Here is a 19,015-nt window from a genome sequence, read left to right on the forward strand (position 1 = left end):
GCTCAACCGTCGGGGAAGGACTCTTCCGGCTTGAACAGGCCGAGCTTGTCGAGCGGACTCGTAACTGTGCGGACCGTCCTGGTCGCCACCTTGGCGTAGAGGGCGGTGTTGTTGAGTTTTGCGTGCCCGAGCAGGACCTGGATGATCCGAATGTCCGTGCCGTCCTCCAGCAGGTGGGTGGCGAAGCTGTGGCGCAGCGTATGCGGCCGACCCTCTTGGCGATGTCGGCGGCCTGGGCCGCCTCAACGACGATCCGATAGAGCCGCCGCGTGCTGATCGGCTTCATTGCGTGCTGGCCAGGGAATAACCAGCCGTCGCGAGGCATAACACCCTGCTGCCGCCCCACCTTCCACCACTGGCGCAGCAGGGTAGCAGGCCCTCCGAAAGCATGGCATTGCGATAGCGCCCGCCTTTGCCACGTTCGACGCGCAGCAGCATCCGCTCGCTGTCGACGTCGGCGACCTTCAGCATCGACACCTCCGCAACACGTAGGCCGGCGCCATAGGCCACCGACAATGCTGCCTGGTGCTTGAGGCAGGTGGTGGCATTGAGTAACCGGGCAACCTCGTCGCGGCAGGCGCCAAGGTCATTGTTATCGGTTCCGACGAGGGCCGTGCCGAGCGTGCGGCTATCGACAACGGTCTTCATGGCTGGCACGCTGCTGACGTTACGAATAGCGAAACGATCCATGCTGCTCTAAAGGATATTGAGCGCGTCGATCATCTTGTTTTGCTCGCAGGTTCGTTCGTCGCCGAAAAGATCGTGGACAGCGATGTCACTATTTGCGCAGAGCCTTCGACGAACGGGTAGGCCTGCGGTCCACGCCATACGCGCTCTTGGAGACAGACTTGCCGAGGATGGCGCGATCACTCTGATCTCTGGTGCGTTGGCCGATCGTCCGAATGCCTATGGAACCGCCTTTCTCGCAACCGCTTCCGCTGCCATGGATGCCCTTGGACGTGGACTCGCGCTTGAACTTGCGCCACGTGCGGGTGAATACGATTTCGCCAGGGCCCAATCGACACGCCCATTCTGTCGAAGACACTTAGGCCTGAAAAAACTCCCCCTGCATCGTTCTGGGCACGGCTGCTGAAGCCGGAGCCGCGGTTGTCTTCCTCATGGAGAGTTGCTGGATGAACGGCACGACCCTCAATGTCGATGGCGGCTCGCGCCTCGTCTGATAAGCGCGTAAGGGTTCACTAATGACCACTTTGTTCGATCCCAGCGAGGTCGGTGCGATCTCCGCAGCCAGCTAGCGCGACTAGGTGAGGAACCCATGCGCAAGACTATAACGATAAGGCGCTGTGATTTGAGATCGTGCCTTTGATCCGTGCTCTTCCTAATGCGCTGGCCGGCGGCTTAGACCACATCAAGATGCCGCCCTCCTCTTTAGCCAGCTTGGCACAGAATAAGACGCACCTGATCAGGCCTTGCAAAGCGTCCGTCGGGTGCTGGACCGGCAAGCGCCGGAGTATCGTGATTGACCCGATGAGAGGCGATGCATCTTGAATCTCGCCTTTCCTCTCTTCTCCGAGTCAGGGCGTTCCTTTCAGCAGCGGCGAATTACCCAGTGTCGCGACCATATGTTCGATGAAAGCACGAACACGGTGGGGCAGGGGGCCGCCGCCTACATAGACGGCATGCACTTGCTCAAGGTCGCCCGGATTGAAGTCTTCGAGCAGTGGAACTAGCCGCCCAGTCGCAATCTCATCGGCCACGTGGAATAGGCCCACTCGGGCCACGCCGGCACCTGCCAGTGCCATCTGCTTCATCGTCTCACCGTTGTTCACCACGATGCTGCCTTTGACCGGTTGCGCTATTTCCCGGTCTCCGTCGCGAAACGGCCAGGACGGCCTTGCGCGCCGGAAATTGAATGTCAGGCAGTCGTGATGCTCAAGAGCCGCGGGAGTTTCCGGGGAACCTCGGCGCGCCAAGTAGTCGGGAGACGCACAGACCACGCGCCGACTCTGCCCGAGCTTTCGGGCGATCAGCCCACTATCCGGCAGGTTACCCATGCGGATGGCGACGTCGGTCTTCTCCGCAACCAGATCGACAATGCCGTCGGTGAAGCTGAGATCGACGATCAAATCGGGATTGCGCGCTATAAAATCCGGCATGGCCGGTGCCACGAACATGGTCCCGAAGGGTATCGTCGTGTTGATTCTGAGCCGTCCGCGAACCGCTCCTCCCGCAGCCTCTTGATCCGCATCATTCAACTCCTGCAGAATCCTTAGGGCCGCATGGTGATAAGCCTCGCCCTCCTCCGTTAGCGTCAGAGCGCGGGTTGTCCGCACCAGAAGGCGTGTGCCAAGCCTGGCTTCCAGACGTGCGATCAGTTTGCTGACCGCCGACGGGGTGATGTAGAGATTACGGGCGGCGGCAGAGAAGCCACCGTCTTGTACAACGCGTGCAAACACTTCCATCTCACCGGAGCGCTCCATCAGGATACGGGGCATTGATGATCCTCATTCACAGGTGCATGTCTTTTGCGGGCAATAGTGCTCCGTGCTCCTAAATCATAAATTGTCTCCAGCAACAATCTGGAGATAGACATGGATCTGCAACTCAAAGGCAAGACCGCCCTTGTTACCGGCGCCACCGCTGGCATTGGGCTCGAAATCGCCCGCACGCTCGCGGTGGAAGGCGCGCGTGTCATCATCACAGGACGCGACCGCGCAAAGCTCGCCAGCGCGATCGCTGCCGTCGGAGCATCGGGCGGATCGGATATCACGGGAGTTCTGGCAGACGCTGCTAGCGCCGAGGGCGCCGCGATCATCGTCAAGGCCGAACCTTCGGTCGACATCCTAGTCAATAATCTCGGCATCTACGAGAGCAAGGCCTTCGGAGAAATATCGGATACCGACTGGAGCCACCTGTTCGACGTCAATGTCATGAGCGGCGTACGCCTGTCACGAGCCTATCTTCCAGTCATGCTGGAACGAAACTGGGGCCGGATCATCTTCATCTCCAGCGAAGCAGGTCTCGCCATCCCCTGCGATATGATCCACTACGGAATGAGCAAGACGGCGCAGCTTTCAGTTTCGCGCGGTTTGGCGCAGATGACCCGCGGCACTAACGTTACCGTCAATTCCGTGCTGCCTGGACCGACCCGCTCGGAAGGGATCGAGGCTTTCCTGCGCAGCCAGGCAAGCGACCCGTCCGCAACGATCAATCAGATAGAGGCTGAATTCTTCGCCAAGGCCCGCTCTGCTTCGATCCTCCAGCGCATGGTCGAAGCGGAAGAGGTGGCAAACCTCGTTGCCTATCTCGCCAGCCCCCGCTCATCCGCCACGAATGGTGCAGCGCTGCGCGCCGAAGGCGGCCTTGTCAACACCATCGCCTGAGAAGGTTTTCCCATGTCAAATACGCCTCTGACCATCATCGCCATTACCACTGCCAAACCCGGCAAGGAAACGGCGCTTGGTGCCGCACAGGAAAAGCTGGTTGCGGAGACTTTGGTGGAAGACGGCTGCCTTCGTTACGAGCTGCATCAGTCGCTCGATGATGGACGTGTTCGCATCTTCGTCGAGAACTGGGCAAGCGAACAACAGTGGCGCGCCCATATGCAGGGTGAAGCCATGCAGCGTTTTCAGACGAGCGGCGTGGGCGAATACTTCGCTGACTTCGCACTGCACCGGTTGATCAAGGTCGCCGGGTGAATTGCGCCCGTTTTTCATTTTCAATTTTCTCACATTCGGGGATAAGCCCATGAAATTTCTGCGCAGTCTCGCTATTGCCCTCGCGCTCGGTGCGAGCACCATCAGCGCCCAAGCTGGAAACGTGCTGATCGTCCTGTCCGACTCCGATCGTCTCGACCTGAAGGACGGTAAGGTGTTCGAGACCGGCTTCTATCTGAACGAGCTGATGCAGCCGGTGCAGGCACTGCTCGATGCCGGACATGAGATCACGTTTGCGACGCCGAAAGGTACAGCGCCATCCGTCGACAGAACCTCCATTGACAAGATGTATTTCGGCGGTGATGAGGCCGCCATGAAAGCCAGCGAAGCACGGCTGGCGAAACTCAACATCCTGTCGCGCGAAACGTCGCCGGTCATCAGCCTCGCTGGCGTCGAACAGATCGGCTACGACCATTTTGACGCCGTCTATGTTCCGGGTGGGCATGCGCCCATGCAGGATCTTTTGGTGAGTTCCGAACTCGGCAGGTTGCTCACCCATTTCCATGAACTGGGCAAGACGACAGCCTTGGCCTGTCATGGGCCTATTGCATTGCTTTCGACGCTCGCTGATGCGCCCGGATTCGTTGCGGCATTCGAGACGCAAGCAACCGCGAAGGTGCAATCCGACTGGATCTATGCCGGCTACAAGCTGACCGTCTTCAGCAACCGCGAGGAGGAAATGGCGAAGGGATTGTTGAAGGGTGGCGAGATGAAGTTCTATCCACAGGATGCGCTTTTGAAGGCAGGTGGTGAGTTCAGCCAGGCTGAGGTTCCTTTTGCCAGCCACGTCGTCGTCGATCGCGAGCTGATCACCGGCCAGAACCCCGCGTCGGCGCTCGCCGTGGCGCAGGAGTTGCTCCGCCGGCTGAAATAGCACGGTAACGAGACGGCAGAATCTGAAAACGGAGGCCCTCCGTGTGTCGAGATGCGGAGGGTTCGGAAAATGAGGTGCGGCGCCGGACAAGCCATCGCCGGCGCCGGGCGCCACCGCGCGATGACGCCTCGATCTCGCCTACCGCGCCTTCCTCGTCGCCAGCCAGGTGAACACGGTGGCCATGTCAGGATAGCGCACATCAAGCACTTCATGGTTGCTTCCGACGTTCGAGATTTCTGAAGTGAGTCAATAGACCAGTTGCGCTAAACGCGAGGAAGACCAGGACGGACGGTCGTTTGCCCAAAGCCTATATAGAAATCGAAGATGCCGACCTCTTCGCTCAGTTAAATGAAATGCGGGATTATACACCAAAGAAACGTCGGCATGACATTGAGTCTCACACGGCTCCAAGCAGTTGAAGTTGTCGACCATTCCCGCTTTGGACGATGGCAGCCTATGACACGACGTTACGAACGAACTTGACTAGTTCTGAATGCTTGTTGATGTAGGAGTATTCCTGAGCGGACTGATATATGGCGAACGTTCCCGCGGGAAACTCCTTCTCGCTTCCACTCAATACCAAGGTCAGAACACCCTCGATGACTAAAAGCATTTCATGCCAGCCTTCTGGATCTGGCTCAGCGTCGTAACGTTCGCCACTTTCCAGTGACCAAATCCACATCTGGGTCTCGTGTCGGGCGGGGGCGGTTCCCAGAAAAACACCTTTGCTGTTCGGTCCGCTTCCCCGCCATGCAATTTCACTGACATCGATTGACGACTGTCTTGACGGATCTCTGACAAGGTCAACGAAACTCACACCCATCGCTGCAGCCAGCTTGTCCAAGCTGGACAGGCTGATGTTCGCGTCACCCGCCTCGACTGCGATAATCATCCGCCTGCTTACGCCTGAAGCATTGGCGAGCGCTATTTGACTCAAGCCCGCCCTCTGTCGGAAGCGCCGAAGATTTCCCGACACATGGGCCAGGACACCATCTCTGTCGTCGCTGTGCAATATACTGCTCATATTTTCTCATCGCGCGGTTGACTGTGCATTATATTGCACATATGATCCATCTACTCCTAACGGGCAGACTGTTCAATAGCGAATTCCGCCGCGTCTCACGGACACGCCGCTGGTCCCCTTCGTCTCGATTCTGCCCTGCATGTAACGGCGAGGTACTCAATGATGGAACCGATCGTTTCGACGAACCAGCGTCGAGCCGGGAACGACCCTCCTTCTTCCTGTCCATTGGATTAGGACTCGAGGACATCGCCGCAGTCCTTGCCACCCCGCGTGCCTGAGCCAAACCACCGAGGAAAACCACATGAAAATTCGTGATTTCGGCGTTGAAATTTGGATGAACAAATATGAGACGAAGTGCGAACTCAATCTAGCCGAAACCTGCGTCGAATCCCTGACCGTCGCAGAACTGCTGGACATGGCGGGCACGAACGATATCGCCGAAGAAATCCGTCCTCTCAAGCTGACATATGGCGAAATCGAGGGGAGCGTGCGTCTGCGTACGCTCATCGCCGGCATGTACGAGAAACAGCAGATCGAAAACGTCATCACCACCCACGGTGCAATCGGTGCGAACGCGCTCGTCCATCAGACGCTTGTGGAACCCGGCGACCGGGTGATCTCCGTACTTCCGACATATCAGCAGCACTACTCCATTCCGGAAAGCGTCGGCGCGGATACCCAAATCCTCAAACTGACGGAGAAAACCGGCTTCCTGCCTGATCTGGAGGAATTGAAAAATCTTGCGGTCACCGGAACGAAACTGATCGCGATCAACAATCCCAACAATCCGACCGGTTCCTTGATGAACCGCGCGTTTCTGGAGAACATCGTCGAAATCGCCCGCAGTTGCGGCGCCTGGATTCTCTGCGACGAGGTGTATCGCGGGACCGACCAGGACAGCCAAACAGGTATGACAGTCTCGATCGCGGACCTCTACGAGAAAGGCATCAGCACCGGCAGCATGTCGAAGACGTTCTCCTTGGCAGGCCTTCGGCTCGGTTGGATCGTCGCACCTGCCGAGTTGATCCATGCGGTTTCCATCCACAGGGACTACAATACGATTTCCGTCGGAGTGCTCGATGACTATTTCGCGTCGATCGCACTGGAGAGCAAGGACAAGATCCTCGAACGCAGCCACAAGATCACCCGGACGAACTTGGCGATCGTTTCCGAATGGCTTGACGGCGAATCATTGCTCTCCTGGGTCAAGCCGAAGTCCGGCACGACAGCTCTTCTGAAGTACGAGCTGCCGATCTCATCGGAGGAATTCTGCATCCGTCTCCTCGAAAAGACGGGCGTGATGCTCACGCCCGGCAGTGCGATGGACATGGAAGGTTATCTCCGCATTGGCTACACCAACTGCGAAGAGATTCTTCGTGAAGGCCTGAAACGGATTTCGCATTTTCTCAAGGAAAGCGCCGCTTCGGCCGCCTGACTCCCATCCATTCATCTCCAGGAGTTCATGGTCGCTCCTCCCGGAGCGGGCGGCGAGGCTCTTTGCATCGGCACCAGCACTGACGACCAGCCATGGGAATCGCTCGATGCCAGCGGTGGTGCGCAGCGGTTCGTATCCTATCAACAGCCTCAGTATTCGCGTATGGTCGCGGCTGCCGAGGTCCTCTTAGGTGGCATTTTGTCATTGGCGAAAACCCTATAATGCCACAACTCGGTTACCAGGGTTGGGGCCGTCCTTCAGACGGATAAGCGCGTTGGGCAGATCGCCGAACTCTGCGATCTCGATGACTTGAGGATCGAAGCTCCCGCAGGCGATCTTCTTCGCGATCTCGTTCCCAGAAGCGACGAGGCGGCCCCATTGGCGGTCGCAGGCGTGAGCGTGCATCGCGTTCAGGCCTACTTCGTGCAGTGAGATCGTTGTTGAAAAGGCGGGAAGCGGCGCAGTTTCCTGCCGATCCTGAATACAGACCAGATGGCCGTTTGCGGTCAGGAGCGGCGCAAGGCTGGTCGCGTGGGCGCCGCTGACCATGTCGAAGACCGCGTGCAGCGGCTGATTCTTCGCCCGCCGCGCCCAGCCCTCTTTCCAGTCCTCCGTGCGGTAATCCGTGACCGTTGCGGCGCCGAGGCGATGCAGGCGCTCCGTTTGCGCGGCCGCACCGACGGCATGGATGACCCAGCCCCGTTCGCACGCAAGCTGAAGCAAGGCGCCGCCGACTGCGCCGGAGGCACCCGTGACCAGAACATGCGCGCCCGGCCAGAGCGCGACCTTGTCCACTGCCTGCCGCGCCGTCAGGCCGGGGCAGGGGATTGCGGCGGCAGCGGTAAAGGGCAGGGTGTCCGGCAGGGGAATGGCGGCGCGCGCCGGAATCACCGTATACTCGGCGAAGGAGCCCGGTTTCAGCAGGTCGTTGTGATAGGCGACGCGCGCTCCTGGGGCGATGTTGACAACGCCGTCACCAAGTGTTTCCACTTCGCCCGCACCATCGACGCCGGGTATGTGCGGCCATTCCCAGGCATGGTGACCCCAGAGAATGAACTTCCAGTCCACCGGGTTGAGGCCGATCGCGCGGTTACGGATCAGAAGCTCGCCCCGGCCCGGTTCCGGTTTCGGCCGGTCGCGAAGCTGCAGGACATTCGGATCACCGGTCTGTTCGTGAATCCAGGCCTTCATCTCATTTCTCCTCAGCAGATCGAATAGCCGCCATCGATGGGGATCATGGTGCCGGTCACGTAGCCCGCGTCGTTCGACAGAAGGAAGCGGACGACAGACGCCACTTCAGCGGGTTTGGCCCAGCGCCCCATTGGAATGCGGGCGTTGATGCGCTCGGCCCGTTCGGCATCGGTGCGGGCCCTTTCCGAAATGCGTGTTTCCACCCAGCCCGGTGCGACGGAATTGACGCGGACCCCGCGGCTTGCCCAGGCGACAGCCTGGGAGCGGGTGACGGCCGCTACGGCCGCCTTGCTGGCGGTATAGGCCGGCGCGCCGGGGGAACCGAAGATGGCCCACATGGAGGCGACGTTGACGACCGCGCCCCCGACCTGTTCGAGCCGGTCGACAAGGGCGTTGGCGAGCGCGAAGCCGGCGGTAAGGTTGACGCGCATGACCTGTTCGAAGGCGTCGGTCTCCCACTCCTGCTGGTGCCGAAGCATGCCTGCACAGTTGACGAGCGCCGAAACGGGCCGCCCCTCCGGCAGGGCCGCGACACTTGCCGCCGTCTCAGTAATATCGACGGTGTGGAAGGTGATGGCCACGGGCAGATCGACATCGCGATCCAGACCCAGCGCAACCACCTCATAGCCGCTTTCGGTCAGGAGTTGCGCGACGGCACGGCCTATCCCGGTGCCGCCTCCGGTCACGACTGCAAGGGGCGTTTCCCTGTCCTTGTTGGGCATTTTGTATTCCTCCTCAGTTGGTTGCGGCAGGGCGCCCAATGGCCTCCGCCTCGATGGCGAGCATGGCGTCCACCAGATCATCGACGGTCAGCGGCCTTGGAAAATTGAGGATGTGCGGCACGGCGATCGACGCTTGCGCCATGTCGATCAGCTGCGATCGGTCGATCTCGGTGGCCGTCAGGTCCGAAAGACAAAGCGGCAGCCCCGCATGGTGGTAGAGCTCGACTAGCGCGGTGGGCATGGCTTCACCGAGCAGCCGGTGGTGGACGACCAGCCCATAGGCGACCTGCAAGCCGTGGGGCCGCGATGCGATGCCCGGCAGCAGCGACAGGCCGCGTGTCAGCGCATGGGGTACGGAAAGGCCGCCGCTTTCAAAGCCGAGGCCGGCCATCAGGATCATGGCTTCGACGGCGGCTTCAAAGGATTCGGTCACCTCCCCGGTGCCGGCGGCGTCATAGGCGGCCCTGCCGTGCGCGATGAGCGTGTCGTAGCATGCCGCAGCAATCGTGCCTGCAAGCAGAGTCGGACGCGACCTGAACATGGTGACGCCCTTGCCAGAGGCGCAGGCAAGCGCTTCGGCCCTCTTGGAAAGTGCATCGCCAAGCCCGGCGGCGAACATCGATTTTGGCGCGCCCGCGAGAATTGCGGTATCGGCGATCACGAAATCCGGGTTGCGGGCAAGATGCCGGACCTCGAGAAGCACCTCGTGCTCGTCGTAGAGCACATAGTTCTTGCTGGTCGGCGCATCGTTCGAGGCGACGGTGGGAATTGTGATCAGCCGCAGGGAGCGCGTATCAGCCAAAGCCTTGCCCGCGTCGATCGCCCGGCCGCCGCCCGCCGCCATGACGATAACAGGCGTCTCCTCGCCGAGCATGGCAGCAAGCTCGCCGCCGGTCAGCGGACCCAGGCGCCCCTTGAAGGGGAGCACAACGAGGGAAACGCCGTGCTCCCGGCAGGAGCTACGAATGGTGTGTTCCACGAGCGGCAGGATGTAGGCGTCGGCCACCAGCACCGCGCTTCGGCCGATCTGGCGCGCGAAGCCTCCGATGCGGTGAAGGATCGCAGGCCCTTGCACATAGCGGCCTGGACCCCCGAAAACCTTGAGTTCGGCGTCGAAAATATTCAAAGGGGAGTTCATGTTCATGTCTCTATGGATATTTCATATATCATATATTATGTAGTTCGGCGTGCAAGCACCTTCTTTGTCATTTTAAGGATTTCACCCATGATTACCGGTTACACCCGCTTCGTTCCTCTGCTCGCCCATCCCTGCCGCCATGTGCGCACACCACCGCTGTTCAATGCAGAATGTGAACGTCAGGGCGAGGACATCGTCATGGTGCCGCTCGATGTCGCGCCGGATAGGCTGCGGAACACCGTCGAGAGCTTCCGGGCGATCGAAAACGTCGCTGGCATGGTGATCACCATTCCACACAAGGGCGCGGTGGCGGCACTTTGCGACCGCCTTACCGGGGCGGCCGAGCTTGTCGGCACCTGCAACATCGTGCGCCGGGAGAAGGACGGCAGCCTCACCGGCGGCATGTTCGACGGCGAAGGGTTCGTTGCCGGTCTTTTGCAGCGGGGACACGATCCGGCGGGCCGGCGCGTGCTGCTCGTCGGTGCAGGCGGCGCGGCGGGCGGCGTCGCGCATGCGCTGCTCGGAGCGGGTGTGGCGAGCCTGACGATCGCGAACCGCTCGCCCGAAAAGGCCGAGGCGCTGGCGGGCCGGTTGCAAGGTATCTTCCGCGATGCCCAAGTGGAGGTCGGCGCGCCTGATCCGCGCTGTTTCGATATCGTCGTCAATGGTACCGCCCTCGGCATGCATGCGGGCGATGCGCTGCCGGTCGATATCGACAGGCTCGACGCGGGAACGGTTGTTGCCGAGGTGGTGATGCAGCCGGACGTGACGCCGCTTCTTGCGCAGGCAGAGGCGCGGGGATGTGTCGTTCACAAGGGGATCCATATGATTGAGCAGCAGGTGCGCCTGCTCGTTGATTTCCTGAAATGAAAGAAGGTCCGCATCGCCAAGCGATGCGGACCAGTTGCGCGGGCGGGGGGATCACACGCGTCGCTTCGCCCGGGCGCCGATGCCCTGCATCAGCACCGCGAGAATGATGATGACACCCTTGATGATCTGCTGCGGATATGCCGGAACGCTCATCAGGTTCATGATATTACCGATCAGGCCGAGGATCAGCACGCCGATCATCGTATTCGTCACGGTACCCCGGCCGCCCGACAACAGCGCGCCGCCAATGACGCAGGCCGCGATCGCATCAAGCTCAAGGCCAATGCCGGTGACTGGTGTGCCGACGGCGGTGCGGGACGTCACGAAGATGCCGGCGAGCGCCGAGAGGGCGCCGCAGAGCGTGAAGGCGAGGAACTTGTAACGCCAGACGGGCAGGCCGGCGAGGCGGACAGCGTCCTCGTTGCTGCCCGTGGCGACCGTCAGCCTCCCCCAGTTCGTGCGGCGCAGCAGGAAGACGAAGAGCACGATAACGACCGCGACGGCGAGAACCGGCCAGGGCAGGCCGATGCCCGGCAGGCCCTTGCTGCCGAAGCCGGTGAGGATCTGCGCGGTCGGCAGGTCGCGGGGAAAGCGCACCGGCTGGCCGTTCGACAGCATGTAGGCAAGGCCGCGGGCCATGGTCATCATGGCGAGCGTCGCGACGAAGGAGGCCATGCCGAATCCTGCCACGAGCGCGCCGTTGATGGCGCCGAGCAGCGCGCCGAAGAGCACCGCGCCGAAAACGCAGATCGTCAGCGCCGCGACGCCGTCGAAGGGCAGGGCTGGCATTGCCATGGCGACGCCCATGCCGCCGATCGCCGCGACGGAGCCGACCGAAAGGTCGATGCCGCCCGTGAGGATGACGAGCAGCATGCCGATGGAGACGAGGGCGAGCGGTGCCAATTGTCTCAGCAGGTTGAAGAGGTTCTGCAGCGTCAGGAAATGTTCCGACAGCAGCGTGGAAATGACCACCAGTGCAATCAGCATGATGTAGGTGTTGTAGGAGACGAGGATGGAAACGAGGCTTGGTGCCTTCGGATTAGTGGACATGCTTGCGCCCCATTGCCAGTTCGATGATGCCTTCTTCGGTGAGCTGCGGCCCGGAGAGTTCGCCGGCGAGGCGACCAGCGCGCATGACGATCACCCGGTCGCACATGCCGATCAACTCGAGCATCTCCGAGGAGACCATGACGATGGCAGCGCCATTGGCTGCCAACTCGTTGATGACGCGGTAGAGTTCGACTTTCGCGCCGACGTCGACGCCGCGGGTCGGCTCGTCGAGAAGCAGGATCTCGCAGCCGGACACGAGCCATTTCATGATCGCGACCTTCTGCTGGTTGCCGCCTGAAAGCGTCCCTGCCTCTGCGTCGATGCTTGCGGCCTTCAGGTTCAGGCGGGAGCGCAGGGCTTCCGTCGCGCCGCGCTCGCGCGCATCGCGAATAAGGCCGAGAAAGCCGAGATGCGGATTGACGGGCGTCAGCATCGCATTGTTGAGGATCGGCATATGAAGCAGGCACCCCTGCTGCTTGCGATCCTCCGGTACAAGGCCGATCCCCGCACGCACCGCGTCGCCGGGCGAGCGGATGGAGCGCGTCTCTCCGTCGATACGTATCTCACCGCGGGCGATCGGATCCGCGCCGAAGATCGCGCGCAGCACCTCGGTTCGTCCCGCGCCGACGAGACCGCCGATCCCCAGCACCTCCCCGCGACGTACGTTGAAACTGATGTCAGAAACGAGTGCCCCTGCCGCAAGCCCGTCGACTTCGAGCGCCACAGCGCCGGGAGTGGCGTGGCGTTCTGGAAAGAAGTCCTTCAGTTCGCGACCGATCATCAGGTTGACCAGCGTCTTGTGATCGAGCACCGCCGTCTCCCACGTTCCGACTGTCGCGCCGTCCTTCAGGACGGTCACGCGATCGCAGAGGCTAAAGATCTCGTCTAGGCGGTGCGAAATGTAGATGATGCAGACACCCTGATCACGCAGCCGCCGCACGAGATCGAAGAGCTTTTCCGTCTCGTGGGTGGTGAGCACCGCCGTCGGCTCGTCGAGCACGAGGATCGAGCAGTCGCGCGACAGCGCCTTGCAGATTTCCACCACCTGCTGGCGCGCGATGGTCAGCCCGCCGGCGATCTCGCCGGGTTGGATGTCGTCGAAACCCATCCGAGCGAGGAGTTTCTCGGCGCGCGCATCCATCGCCTTCCGATCGACGAACAGGCCGTGCCCGAGCGTCTCGATCAGGATGTTTTCGGCAACCGTGAGGTCGCGGGCGAGCGAGAATTCCTGATAGATGATCGACACGCCGTTGCGGATCGCATCCTGCGGGTTCATTATGCTGACGGCTTCGCCACCGATGCGGATCTCGCCGCCATCATGGGTATAGGCACCGGCGAGGATCTTCATCAGGGTCGATTTGCCGGCGCCGTTTTCGCCCATGAGGGCGTGTACTTCGCCTGCGCGTGCTGAAAATTCGGCACCGCTAAGCGCAGCGATGCCGCCGAATTCCTTGGAAATCTGCCGCATGTCTAGGCGGTTCATCTCTGCCTCCCTCCATTGCGGCGGACCGCGCAAGGCCCGCCGCTCCTCAGTTCGTGGTGGCGATCAGCTCCTGATGTCGCCGATCGTCTTGAAGGCCGGGACCGTGTAGCGGAAGAACGGGTTCGCCGTGTCGGGATCGATGAACTCGTCGGCGTTCTCTTTCGTCACGACCCGCGAGGGGTAGTAGGAGCCGAGCGGCAGGTTGTTGGCATCGAAACCCTTGTCGAAGATCTGGTTGATCAGGGTGATGACGCCTTCCCCGGTATGCGAGCCGGAGCAAAGGCCGGTCACCAGCATGTCGCCGGACTTGACGAGATCGAGCGCGGTGCGAAAGCCGTCCGCCGCATTCGCGACTTGGATCTTGCCCTTGAGCCCCTGGTTTTCGAGCGCGCGCAGCGCGCCCATGCCCATGAAGTCGTTCTCGGCAAGGATGATGTCGAGCTTGGAGGAATGCGCAGTCAGGATATCCTCCGCCGCATCGAGGCCGCCTTCCTCCGTCCAGAAGCCAACGCCCATCGAGACGACGCTGAACTTCACTTCCGGATAGTCGAACGCACCGCCGGTCTTCAGCTCCTGGAATTTGTTGAAGCCGGCGAGCATGGCGTCTTCCTTGGAAAGGTTGAGGCCGAGCTGCTGGGCACGTTCGTAAATGATGCCTGTGATCATGCCGTTGACGCGGCTCTCCGAGGTGGAGTTGCCAACGGTGCCAAGGATCGCGGCCGCCTTGATCGGCTTGTCGGCGCCATAATGCTGCGCGACGAAGCGCCCCGCCTCGAAGCCGTTGCCGTAGGGGTTGAAGAGCACGGTGGTGACGATGGGGCTGTCGTCCGGCACGGTGCCGAGCGCGATCACCGGAATGCCAGCATCAACCGCGCGCTGCGCGTCCGCCGCGGCCGCCGCGAGGTCGGTCGGATCAAGCACGATGACATCCACCTTCTTGGCGATGAAGGCATCAATCTGTGCCGACGTCTTGGCCGGATCGCCATCGGCGACCTGCACGTCGAGCTCGTATCCATATTCGGCAGCCTTGGCCTTCGCCGTGTCAATGACGCTGACGAACCAGGGATTGCCAAGCGTGATTTCGGACCAGCCAATGACGAGCTTCTTGCTCGCGTCGCGCGGTGCAGTCGGCAACGCCTTGGCGATGCCCGAACGGTCGGCCATTTCCGGATCGATGACGCCCGAAAGCGCCGAATTCGGCAGGAGTTTGTAGATTTCGTGCTTTTCGGCGGCATTTGCTGAACTGGTCATGATGGCCAGTGCGGCCGTACACAGCATGAGCGATGCAGATTTCAGAAACATCATGGTCTCTCTCCCTCTTTTAAAGCGTGGTCATGAAGGCTCCGCCCGGACGGGCGAAGCCGGATGCACGCGCCCTCCCGGCGCGTGATCTCAGTGCGTCAGCCGATGATTTCGCGGACGACGGATTCGATGCCGGCCTGGTCGAGCCGATAATGGGCGTAGAGGTGCGTCGGCGGGGCGATCAGCGCGTATTCGTCGCGGATGCCGTGGCGAACCAACCTTGCCGGGCCGCCTTCCTCCGCCAGCACTTCGGCAACGGCGGAGCCGAGGCCTCCGAGAATATTGTGCTCCTCGATCGTCAGGATGACCTTGGAGCGCGCGGCGGCGGCGAGGATCGCTTCGCGGTCGATCGGCTTCACCGTCGGCATGTCAATAACGCCGACGCTACGGCCTTCCGCGGCGAGCTTCTTTGCGACCTGCACCGATGGATGCACCGGCAAACCACAGGCGATGATCGTCACTTCCTCGCCTTGCGCATGTTCGATCGCCTTGCCGAAGACGAAATCGGCCTTCGGATCGTAGAGATCCGGTTCGCGCCCACGACCGGTGCGGAAATAGATCGGCCGGTCGTGATCTACCGACGCGCGGATCGCCGCCTCGAGCTGAGGCCCATCGGACGGCGAGACGATCGTCAGGTCGGCGATCGAACGCATCGTGCCGATGTCTTCCGTCGCGTGGTGCGAGGTGCCGTAGAAGCCCATGGAAATGCCGGTGTGGTGACCGATCAGGCGCACGGGCAGGGCGCAATAGGCGACATCCATGCGGATCTGTTCGCAGGTCAAAAGACCTAGAAACGAAGCGAAGGTCGCGACGTAAGGCATCATGCCTGTGGTGGCGAGACCGGCCGCCGCCGACACCATGTTCTGCTCGGAAATGCCGAAGCTGACATAGCGGTCCGGATAGCGGGCGGCGAAGCGGTTGAGGCCGTTCGAATATTGCAGGTCGGCGGAGCCTGCGACGATCGGATGGCCGGCCTCAGTCAGCGTGATCAGGCCGTTCGACAGGTGGTCGAGGCCGGGGTTCTTCATGTTCAGTTCCCGGTAGTGCCAGGAATTCGGCGAGTTCGGCCGCAGATTGGGGTGGGTCATCTCAGATCACCTTGGAAAGAATTTCTTGACGGGCGGCCTCCGCGTCGGAGGGGTCGAGATAGCCGAGATGCCAGCCGGGCTCGGTTTCCATGTAGGAGACACCTTTGCCCTTCAGCGTGCGCGCGATGATGCAGCAGGGTCTTTCGCGGGACGCGTCGGCCTTGACGCGGCGCAGCAGCGCGGTCAGCTCGGCGATGTCATGGCCGTCGACGACGTGCACCTCCCAGCCGAAAGCCCGCCATTTCTCGTCGAGCGGTTCGATGCCCATGACATCGTCCACAGCGCCGTCGAGCTGGTAGCCGTTGCGGTCGATGATCGCGACGAGGCGATTGAGCTTGTGGTGGGCGGCGCCGATGGCTGCCTCCCAGACCTGGCCTTCCTGCATTTCGCCGTCGCCGAGCATGACAAAGGTGGTGAAGTCACGGCCCTGCATGCGTCCGCCGAGCGCCATGCCGAGGCCGTTCGACAACGCGTGACCTATCGATCCGGACGAGAAGTCGACGCCCGGAACCTTGCGCATGTCCGGATGGTCGCCCAGCGGATTGCCGAGGCGGGTATAGCCGTTCAGCACCTCCGTCGGGATGTAGCCGTGTTCGGCAAGGATCGGGAACAAGCCGACGGCGGCATGGCCCTTGCCCATCAGGAAGCGGTCGCGGTCGGGCCATTTCGGGTCCGCCGAAAGCGACATGACGTCATAGTAGAGCGCGGCAAAGATCTCGGCGGCCGAAAAGACCGAGGTGTAGTGGCCCACCTTCGCGATCTCGATGAGCCGGATGGTTTCGAGCCGCACGAACTGCGCGCGGTCCCGCAGGCGCGCGATTTCGGAGTTCGTGGGTCGTAAATCGTTTCTCACTGGCGTTGTCACGCGTTCTCCTCCCGTCGTGTGCCGATCGACCGGCAACAAGTGCTTGCGATGAGGCGATCTAACATGATATATGATATATGTCACGAACAAAAATGGAGGAGACGACGTGAATCTTGCACTGACACAGTCGGATGTGACTGCCATCCGGAGCCGGCTTGCCATCAGGGGGCAGGCCTTCATCGATGGCCGTTTCGTCGATGCGGCATCGGGGGAGACGTTCGACGACATCTCGCCACGCGACGGCAAGGCGATCGCGCGCGTCGCCGCCGGCGATGCCGAAGATATCGATCGGGCGGTGAAGGCCGGGCGGCGCGCCTTCGAGGCGGGCGTCTGGCGCGAACGGTCGCCAAAGGAGCGCAAGAAAGTGCTCCAGCGCTTCGCCGCACTGTTCGAAAAGCACATGGACGAGCTTGCCGTGCTTGAAACGCTCGACATGGGCAAGCCTGTTTCCGAGAGCCGCAACATCGATGTGAACGTCGTGCTCGATACGCTGCAATGGTATGCCGAGTGCCCCGACAAGCTCTATGACGAGATTGCGCCCACCGGTCCTGGCCAGCTCGCCATGATCACGCGCGAGCCGATCGGCGTTGTCGGTGCGGTCGTGCCGTGGAATTTCCCGATGCTGATGGCGACATGGAAGTTCGCACCGGCGCTCGCCATGGGAAATTCAGTCGTTCTGAAGCCGGCGGAGCAATCGCCGCTGACGGCGATCCGGCTGGCCGCGCTTGCGTCCGAAGCGGGCATTCCGGACGGTGTCTTCAACGTCGTGCCCGGCTTCGGCCCGACGGCTGGCAAGGCGCTCGGCCTGCATATTGACGTCGATTGCCTCGCCTTCACCGGGTCCGGCGAAGTGGGAAAACTGTTCCTGCAATATGCCGGCCAGTCGAACATGAAGCGGGTTTTCCTCGAATGCGGTGGCAAATCGCCGAACATCATTCTCGACGACGTGCCGGAGCTCCGGGTCGCGGCCGAGCGGGCGGCCACCGCGATCTGCTTCAACCAGGGGGAAGTTTGCGTGGCCCCGTCACGACTGATTCTCTCCAAACGCATCCAGGAGCAGTTCCTCGACATCGTGGTCGAAACCGCGAGGTCGATCCGCCCCGGTGATCCGCTCGATCCTGCGACGAAGCTCGGCGCGCTGGTGGAAAGCAGTCATCGCGATCGTGTCGAAGGCTATATCGCCAAGGGCAAGGCGGAAGGCGCGCGGCTTGTTCTGGGTGGCGACCGGCCGGACGATACACCGGACGGCTACTACCTCAACCCGACCATCTTCGCCGATGTCAGCAATGACATGACCATCGCGCGCGAGGAGATTTTTGGTCCTGTCCTTTCCACCATCACGGTGGAGGACGACGAGGAGGCCGTGCGCGTCGCGAACGACACGTCCTACGGCCTTGCCGCCGCGGTCTGGACGCGCGACCTGTCACGCGCCCACAAGATCGCGCGCAAGCTCCGGGCCGGCACTGTCTGGGTGAACTGCTACGATCACGGCGACGCGACCGTTCCTTTCGGCGGGTTCAAACAATCCGGCAACGGGCGTGACAAGTCGTTGCATGCGTTGGACAAATACACGGAACTCAAGACGACGTGGATCGAGCTTTGATCGTTACGGGGCGGCTTCGGCCGCCCCCTTCGCTTCCAGCCAGTCGACCATGACGACGCCCACGCCGATATCGGCCTGGATGGCGCGCCGGGCGGCATCCGGGTCGCGGGCGGCGAGCGCGCGCAACACGTCGTAGTGCCCATGCTTGCCGCTGACGAGGACGCGGGGAGGGGTATGGAGGTGATAGAGGTGGATAAGGGGTCCCATCTGCGCCCACATACCTTCGATGGTCGAATAGAGCATCGGCATTTCCGCCGCCTCAGCGAGCTTGAAGTGGAATTCGCGGTTGATGCGAGAGGCTTCCAGTGGATCGCTTGCCGCGGCATTGGTGAAATCGGCCTGCAAGGCTTCGAGCACGGCCAGACCCTTGGATGATATCTTCACGGCCGCCTGTGCCGCCGCTTCGCCCTCGAGATGGTGGCGGATCACCTGGATCTCCCGCAGTTCGGAAGGTGTGAGGCTGCGGACCTGAATTGAGGTCGCAGCCCGCATTTCCAGCGCTCGCTCGGTGACGAGACGGAAGATCGCCTCGCGGACAGGCGTGATGGAAACACCGAGCTGATCGGCAAGGCTTGCGATCGTCAACCGCTCGCCGGGCTCGTATCGCCCGTCCATCAGGGATGCGCGAATGGTGCCGTAGACCTGCTCGGAGAGATTTCCCTTGTTGATTTTCGGTAGCTGGCTCATCCGACG

The 19,015-nt window shown here is 61.6% G+C and carries 17 protein-coding genes and 1 pseudogene; 6 read left to right on the forward strand and 12 right to left on the reverse strand.

Features of this window, described 5'->3' with window-relative positions:
* Nucleotides 1-2: 2 nt before the first annotated feature.
* Nucleotides 3-573 (reverse strand): annotated as a pseudogene (locus tag A3AY_RS41045) (tyrosine-type recombinase/integrase); the annotation flags it as partial.
* A 962-nt stretch (nt 574-1,535) separates the two neighbouring features.
* A complete protein-coding gene (locus A3AY_RS0109455) occupies nt 1,536-2,456 on the reverse strand; it encodes a LysR family transcriptional regulator (RefSeq protein ID WP_018325435.1) in 921 nt (306 codons plus the stop codon).
* A 96-nt stretch (nt 2,457-2,552) separates the two neighbouring features.
* On the opposite strand from A3AY_RS0109455, the gene A3AY_RS0109460 reads away from it, so the two are divergent.
* The 3 genes from A3AY_RS0109460 to A3AY_RS0109470 are packed head-to-tail and all read left to right on the forward strand — an operon-like array spanning nt 2,553 to nt 4,551.
* Nucleotides 2,553-3,344, forward strand: coding sequence for an SDR family NAD(P)-dependent oxidoreductase (locus tag A3AY_RS0109460; protein WP_018325436.1), 792 nt, complete (start codon nt 2,553-2,555; stop codon nt 3,342-3,344).
* 12 nt (nt 3,345-3,356) lie between these two features.
* Complete coding sequence (locus A3AY_RS0109465; protein ID WP_018325437.1) at nt 3,357-3,659, forward strand: putative quinol monooxygenase; 303 nt, start codon at nt 3,357-3,359, stop codon at nt 3,657-3,659.
* Nucleotides 3,660-3,708: 49 nt separating this feature from the next.
* Nucleotides 3,709-4,551: a type 1 glutamine amidotransferase domain-containing protein gene (locus A3AY_RS0109470; RefSeq protein WP_018325438.1), complete on the forward strand. Its 843-nt coding sequence runs from the start codon at nt 3,709-3,711 to the stop codon at nt 4,549-4,551.
* 454 nt (nt 4,552-5,005) lie between these two features.
* Here A3AY_RS0109470 and A3AY_RS0109475 read toward each other — a convergent pair whose 3' ends face one another.
* The gene (locus A3AY_RS0109475; protein WP_018325439.1) at nt 5,006-5,575 is read right to left on the reverse strand and encodes a helix-turn-helix transcriptional regulator; all 570 of its coding nucleotides are present in this window, start codon (nt 5,573-5,575) and stop codon (nt 5,006-5,008) included.
* A 301-nt stretch (nt 5,576-5,876) separates the two neighbouring features.
* Between A3AY_RS0109475 and A3AY_RS0109480 the strand changes: the two genes are divergently transcribed.
* Entirely contained in the window at nt 5,877-7,010 is a 1,134-nt protein-coding gene (locus tag A3AY_RS0109480) for an aminotransferase (RefSeq protein ID WP_018325440.1), read from the forward strand.
* A gap of 216 nt (nt 7,011-7,226) precedes the next feature.
* Here A3AY_RS0109480 and A3AY_RS0109490 read toward each other — a convergent pair whose 3' ends face one another.
* From A3AY_RS0109490 to A3AY_RS0109500, 3 genes are read right to left on the reverse strand one after another with little or no spacing between them, the layout of a single operon-like run.
* Nucleotides 7,227-8,201, reverse strand: coding sequence for a zinc-binding dehydrogenase (locus A3AY_RS0109490; protein WP_018325442.1), 975 nt, complete (start codon nt 8,199-8,201; stop codon nt 7,227-7,229).
* A gap of 11 nt (nt 8,202-8,212) precedes the next feature.
* On the reverse strand, nt 8,213-8,923 hold the full coding sequence (locus tag A3AY_RS0109495; protein WP_018325443.1) for an SDR family NAD(P)-dependent oxidoreductase: 711 nt from the start codon (nt 8,921-8,923) through the stop codon (nt 8,213-8,215).
* 13 nt (nt 8,924-8,936) lie between these two features.
* Nucleotides 8,937-10,061, reverse strand: a complete 1,125-nt coding sequence (locus A3AY_RS0109500; protein ID WP_051108331.1) for a glycerol dehydrogenase — start codon at nt 10,059-10,061, stop codon at nt 8,937-8,939.
* A gap of 87 nt (nt 10,062-10,148) precedes the next feature.
* Here A3AY_RS0109500 and A3AY_RS0109505 point away from each other — a divergent pair, with 87 nt between their 5' ends.
* Nucleotides 10,149-10,931, forward strand: a complete 783-nt coding sequence (locus A3AY_RS0109505; RefSeq protein WP_018325445.1) for a shikimate dehydrogenase family protein — start codon at nt 10,149-10,151, stop codon at nt 10,929-10,931.
* 51 nt (nt 10,932-10,982) lie between these two features.
* On the opposite strand, the gene A3AY_RS0109510 is transcribed toward A3AY_RS0109505, so the two are convergent.
* The 5 genes from A3AY_RS0109510 to A3AY_RS0109530 all read right to left on the reverse strand — a co-directional run bounded on the left by A3AY_RS0109510 (nt 10,983) and on the right by A3AY_RS0109530 (nt 16,719).
* Nucleotides 10,983-11,981, reverse strand: a complete 999-nt coding sequence (locus tag A3AY_RS0109510; RefSeq protein WP_018325446.1) for an ABC transporter permease — start codon at nt 11,979-11,981, stop codon at nt 10,983-10,985.
* The gene (locus A3AY_RS0109515; protein ID WP_018325447.1) at nt 11,971-13,464 is read right to left on the reverse strand and encodes a sugar ABC transporter ATP-binding protein; all 1,494 of its coding nucleotides are present in this window, start codon (nt 13,462-13,464) and stop codon (nt 11,971-11,973) included. The genes A3AY_RS0109510 and A3AY_RS0109515 overlap by 11 nt, the downstream gene beginning before the upstream one ends.
* A 63-nt stretch (nt 13,465-13,527) precedes the next feature.
* Complete coding sequence (locus A3AY_RS0109520; RefSeq protein ID WP_018325448.1) at nt 13,528-14,769, reverse strand: sugar ABC transporter substrate-binding protein; 1,242 nt, start codon at nt 14,767-14,769, stop codon at nt 13,528-13,530.
* Between the two features lie 95 nt (nt 14,770-14,864).
* The gene (locus A3AY_RS0109525; protein ID WP_018325449.1) at nt 14,865-15,854 is read right to left on the reverse strand and encodes a transketolase family protein; all 990 of its coding nucleotides are present in this window, start codon (nt 15,852-15,854) and stop codon (nt 14,865-14,867) included.
* Nucleotide 15,855: 1 nt separating this feature from the next.
* Complete coding sequence (locus A3AY_RS0109530) at nt 15,856-16,719, reverse strand: transketolase (RefSeq protein ID WP_112864675.1); 864 nt, start codon at nt 16,717-16,719, stop codon at nt 15,856-15,858.
* A gap of 70 nt (nt 16,720-16,789) precedes the next feature.
* Between A3AY_RS0109530 and A3AY_RS0109535 the strand changes: the two genes are divergently transcribed.
* Nucleotides 16,790-18,322 carry an aldehyde dehydrogenase gene (locus tag A3AY_RS0109535; protein WP_018325451.1) on the forward strand — a complete coding sequence of 511 codons (1,533 nt, stop codon included), beginning with the start codon at nt 16,790-16,792 and terminating at the stop codon, nt 18,320-18,322.
* Nucleotides 18,323-18,325: 3 nt separating this feature from the next.
* Here the strand turns inward: A3AY_RS0109535 and A3AY_RS0109540 are convergent, their stop codons facing one another.
* The gene (locus A3AY_RS0109540) at nt 18,326-19,009 is read right to left on the reverse strand and encodes a GntR family transcriptional regulator (RefSeq protein ID WP_018325452.1); all 684 of its coding nucleotides are present in this window, start codon (nt 19,007-19,009) and stop codon (nt 18,326-18,328) included.
* Nucleotides 19,010-19,015 lie beyond the last annotated feature (6 nt).

This window comes from Rhizobium giardinii bv. giardinii H152 (assembly GCF_000379605.1).
GTDB classification, from domain to species: Bacteria; Pseudomonadota; Alphaproteobacteria; order Rhizobiales; family Rhizobiaceae; genus Pararhizobium; species Pararhizobium giardinii.

What these genes read in the sequence shown, in the direction of transcription:
- A3AY_RS0109455 (WP_018325435.1), bottom strand. Translation starts at nt 2,456, where the DNA reads ATGCCCCGTATCCTGATGGAGCGCTCCGGTGAGATGGAAGTGTTTGCA.
- A3AY_RS0109460 (WP_018325436.1), top strand. Translation starts at nt 2,553, where the DNA reads ATGGATCTGCAACTCAAAGGCAAGACCGCCCTTGTTACCGGCGCCACC.
- A3AY_RS0109465 (WP_018325437.1), top strand. Translation starts at nt 3,357, where the DNA reads ATGTCAAATACGCCTCTGACCATCATCGCCATTACCACTGCCAAACCC.
- A3AY_RS0109470 (WP_018325438.1), top strand. Translation starts at nt 3,709, where the DNA reads ATGAAATTTCTGCGCAGTCTCGCTATTGCCCTCGCGCTCGGTGCGAGC.
- A3AY_RS0109475 (WP_018325439.1), bottom strand. Translation starts at nt 5,575, where the DNA reads ATGAGCAGTATATTGCACAGCGACGACAGAGATGGTGTCCTGGCCCAT.
- A3AY_RS0109480 (WP_018325440.1), top strand. Translation starts at nt 5,877, where the DNA reads ATGAAAATTCGTGATTTCGGCGTTGAAATTTGGATGAACAAATATGAG.
- A3AY_RS0109490 (WP_018325442.1), bottom strand. Translation starts at nt 8,201, where the DNA reads ATGAAGGCCTGGATTCACGAACAGACCGGTGATCCGAATGTCCTGCAG.
- A3AY_RS0109495 (WP_018325443.1), bottom strand. Translation starts at nt 8,923, where the DNA reads ATGCCCAACAAGGACAGGGAAACGCCCCTTGCAGTCGTGACCGGAGGC.
- A3AY_RS0109500 (WP_051108331.1), bottom strand. Translation starts at nt 10,061, where the DNA reads ATGAACTCCCCTTTGAATATTTTCGACGCCGAACTCAAGGTTTTCGGG.
- A3AY_RS0109505 (WP_018325445.1), top strand. Translation starts at nt 10,149, where the DNA reads ATGATTACCGGTTACACCCGCTTCGTTCCTCTGCTCGCCCATCCCTGC.
- A3AY_RS0109510 (WP_018325446.1), bottom strand. Translation starts at nt 11,981, where the DNA reads ATGTCCACTAATCCGAAGGCACCAAGCCTCGTTTCCATCCTCGTCTCC.
- A3AY_RS0109515 (WP_018325447.1), bottom strand. Translation starts at nt 13,464, where the DNA reads ATGAACCGCCTAGACATGCGGCAGATTTCCAAGGAATTCGGCGGCATC.
- A3AY_RS0109520 (WP_018325448.1), bottom strand. Translation starts at nt 14,769, where the DNA reads ATGATGTTTCTGAAATCTGCATCGCTCATGCTGTGTACGGCCGCACTG.
- A3AY_RS0109525 (WP_018325449.1), bottom strand. Translation starts at nt 15,854, where the DNA reads ATGACCCACCCCAATCTGCGGCCGAACTCGCCGAATTCCTGGCACTAC.
- A3AY_RS0109535 (WP_018325451.1), top strand. Translation starts at nt 16,790, where the DNA reads ATGATATATGTCACGAACAAAAATGGAGGAGACGACGTGAATCTTGCA.
- A3AY_RS0109540 (WP_018325452.1), bottom strand. Translation starts at nt 19,009, where the DNA reads ATGAGCCAGCTACCGAAAATCAACAAGGGAAATCTCTCCGAGCAGGTC.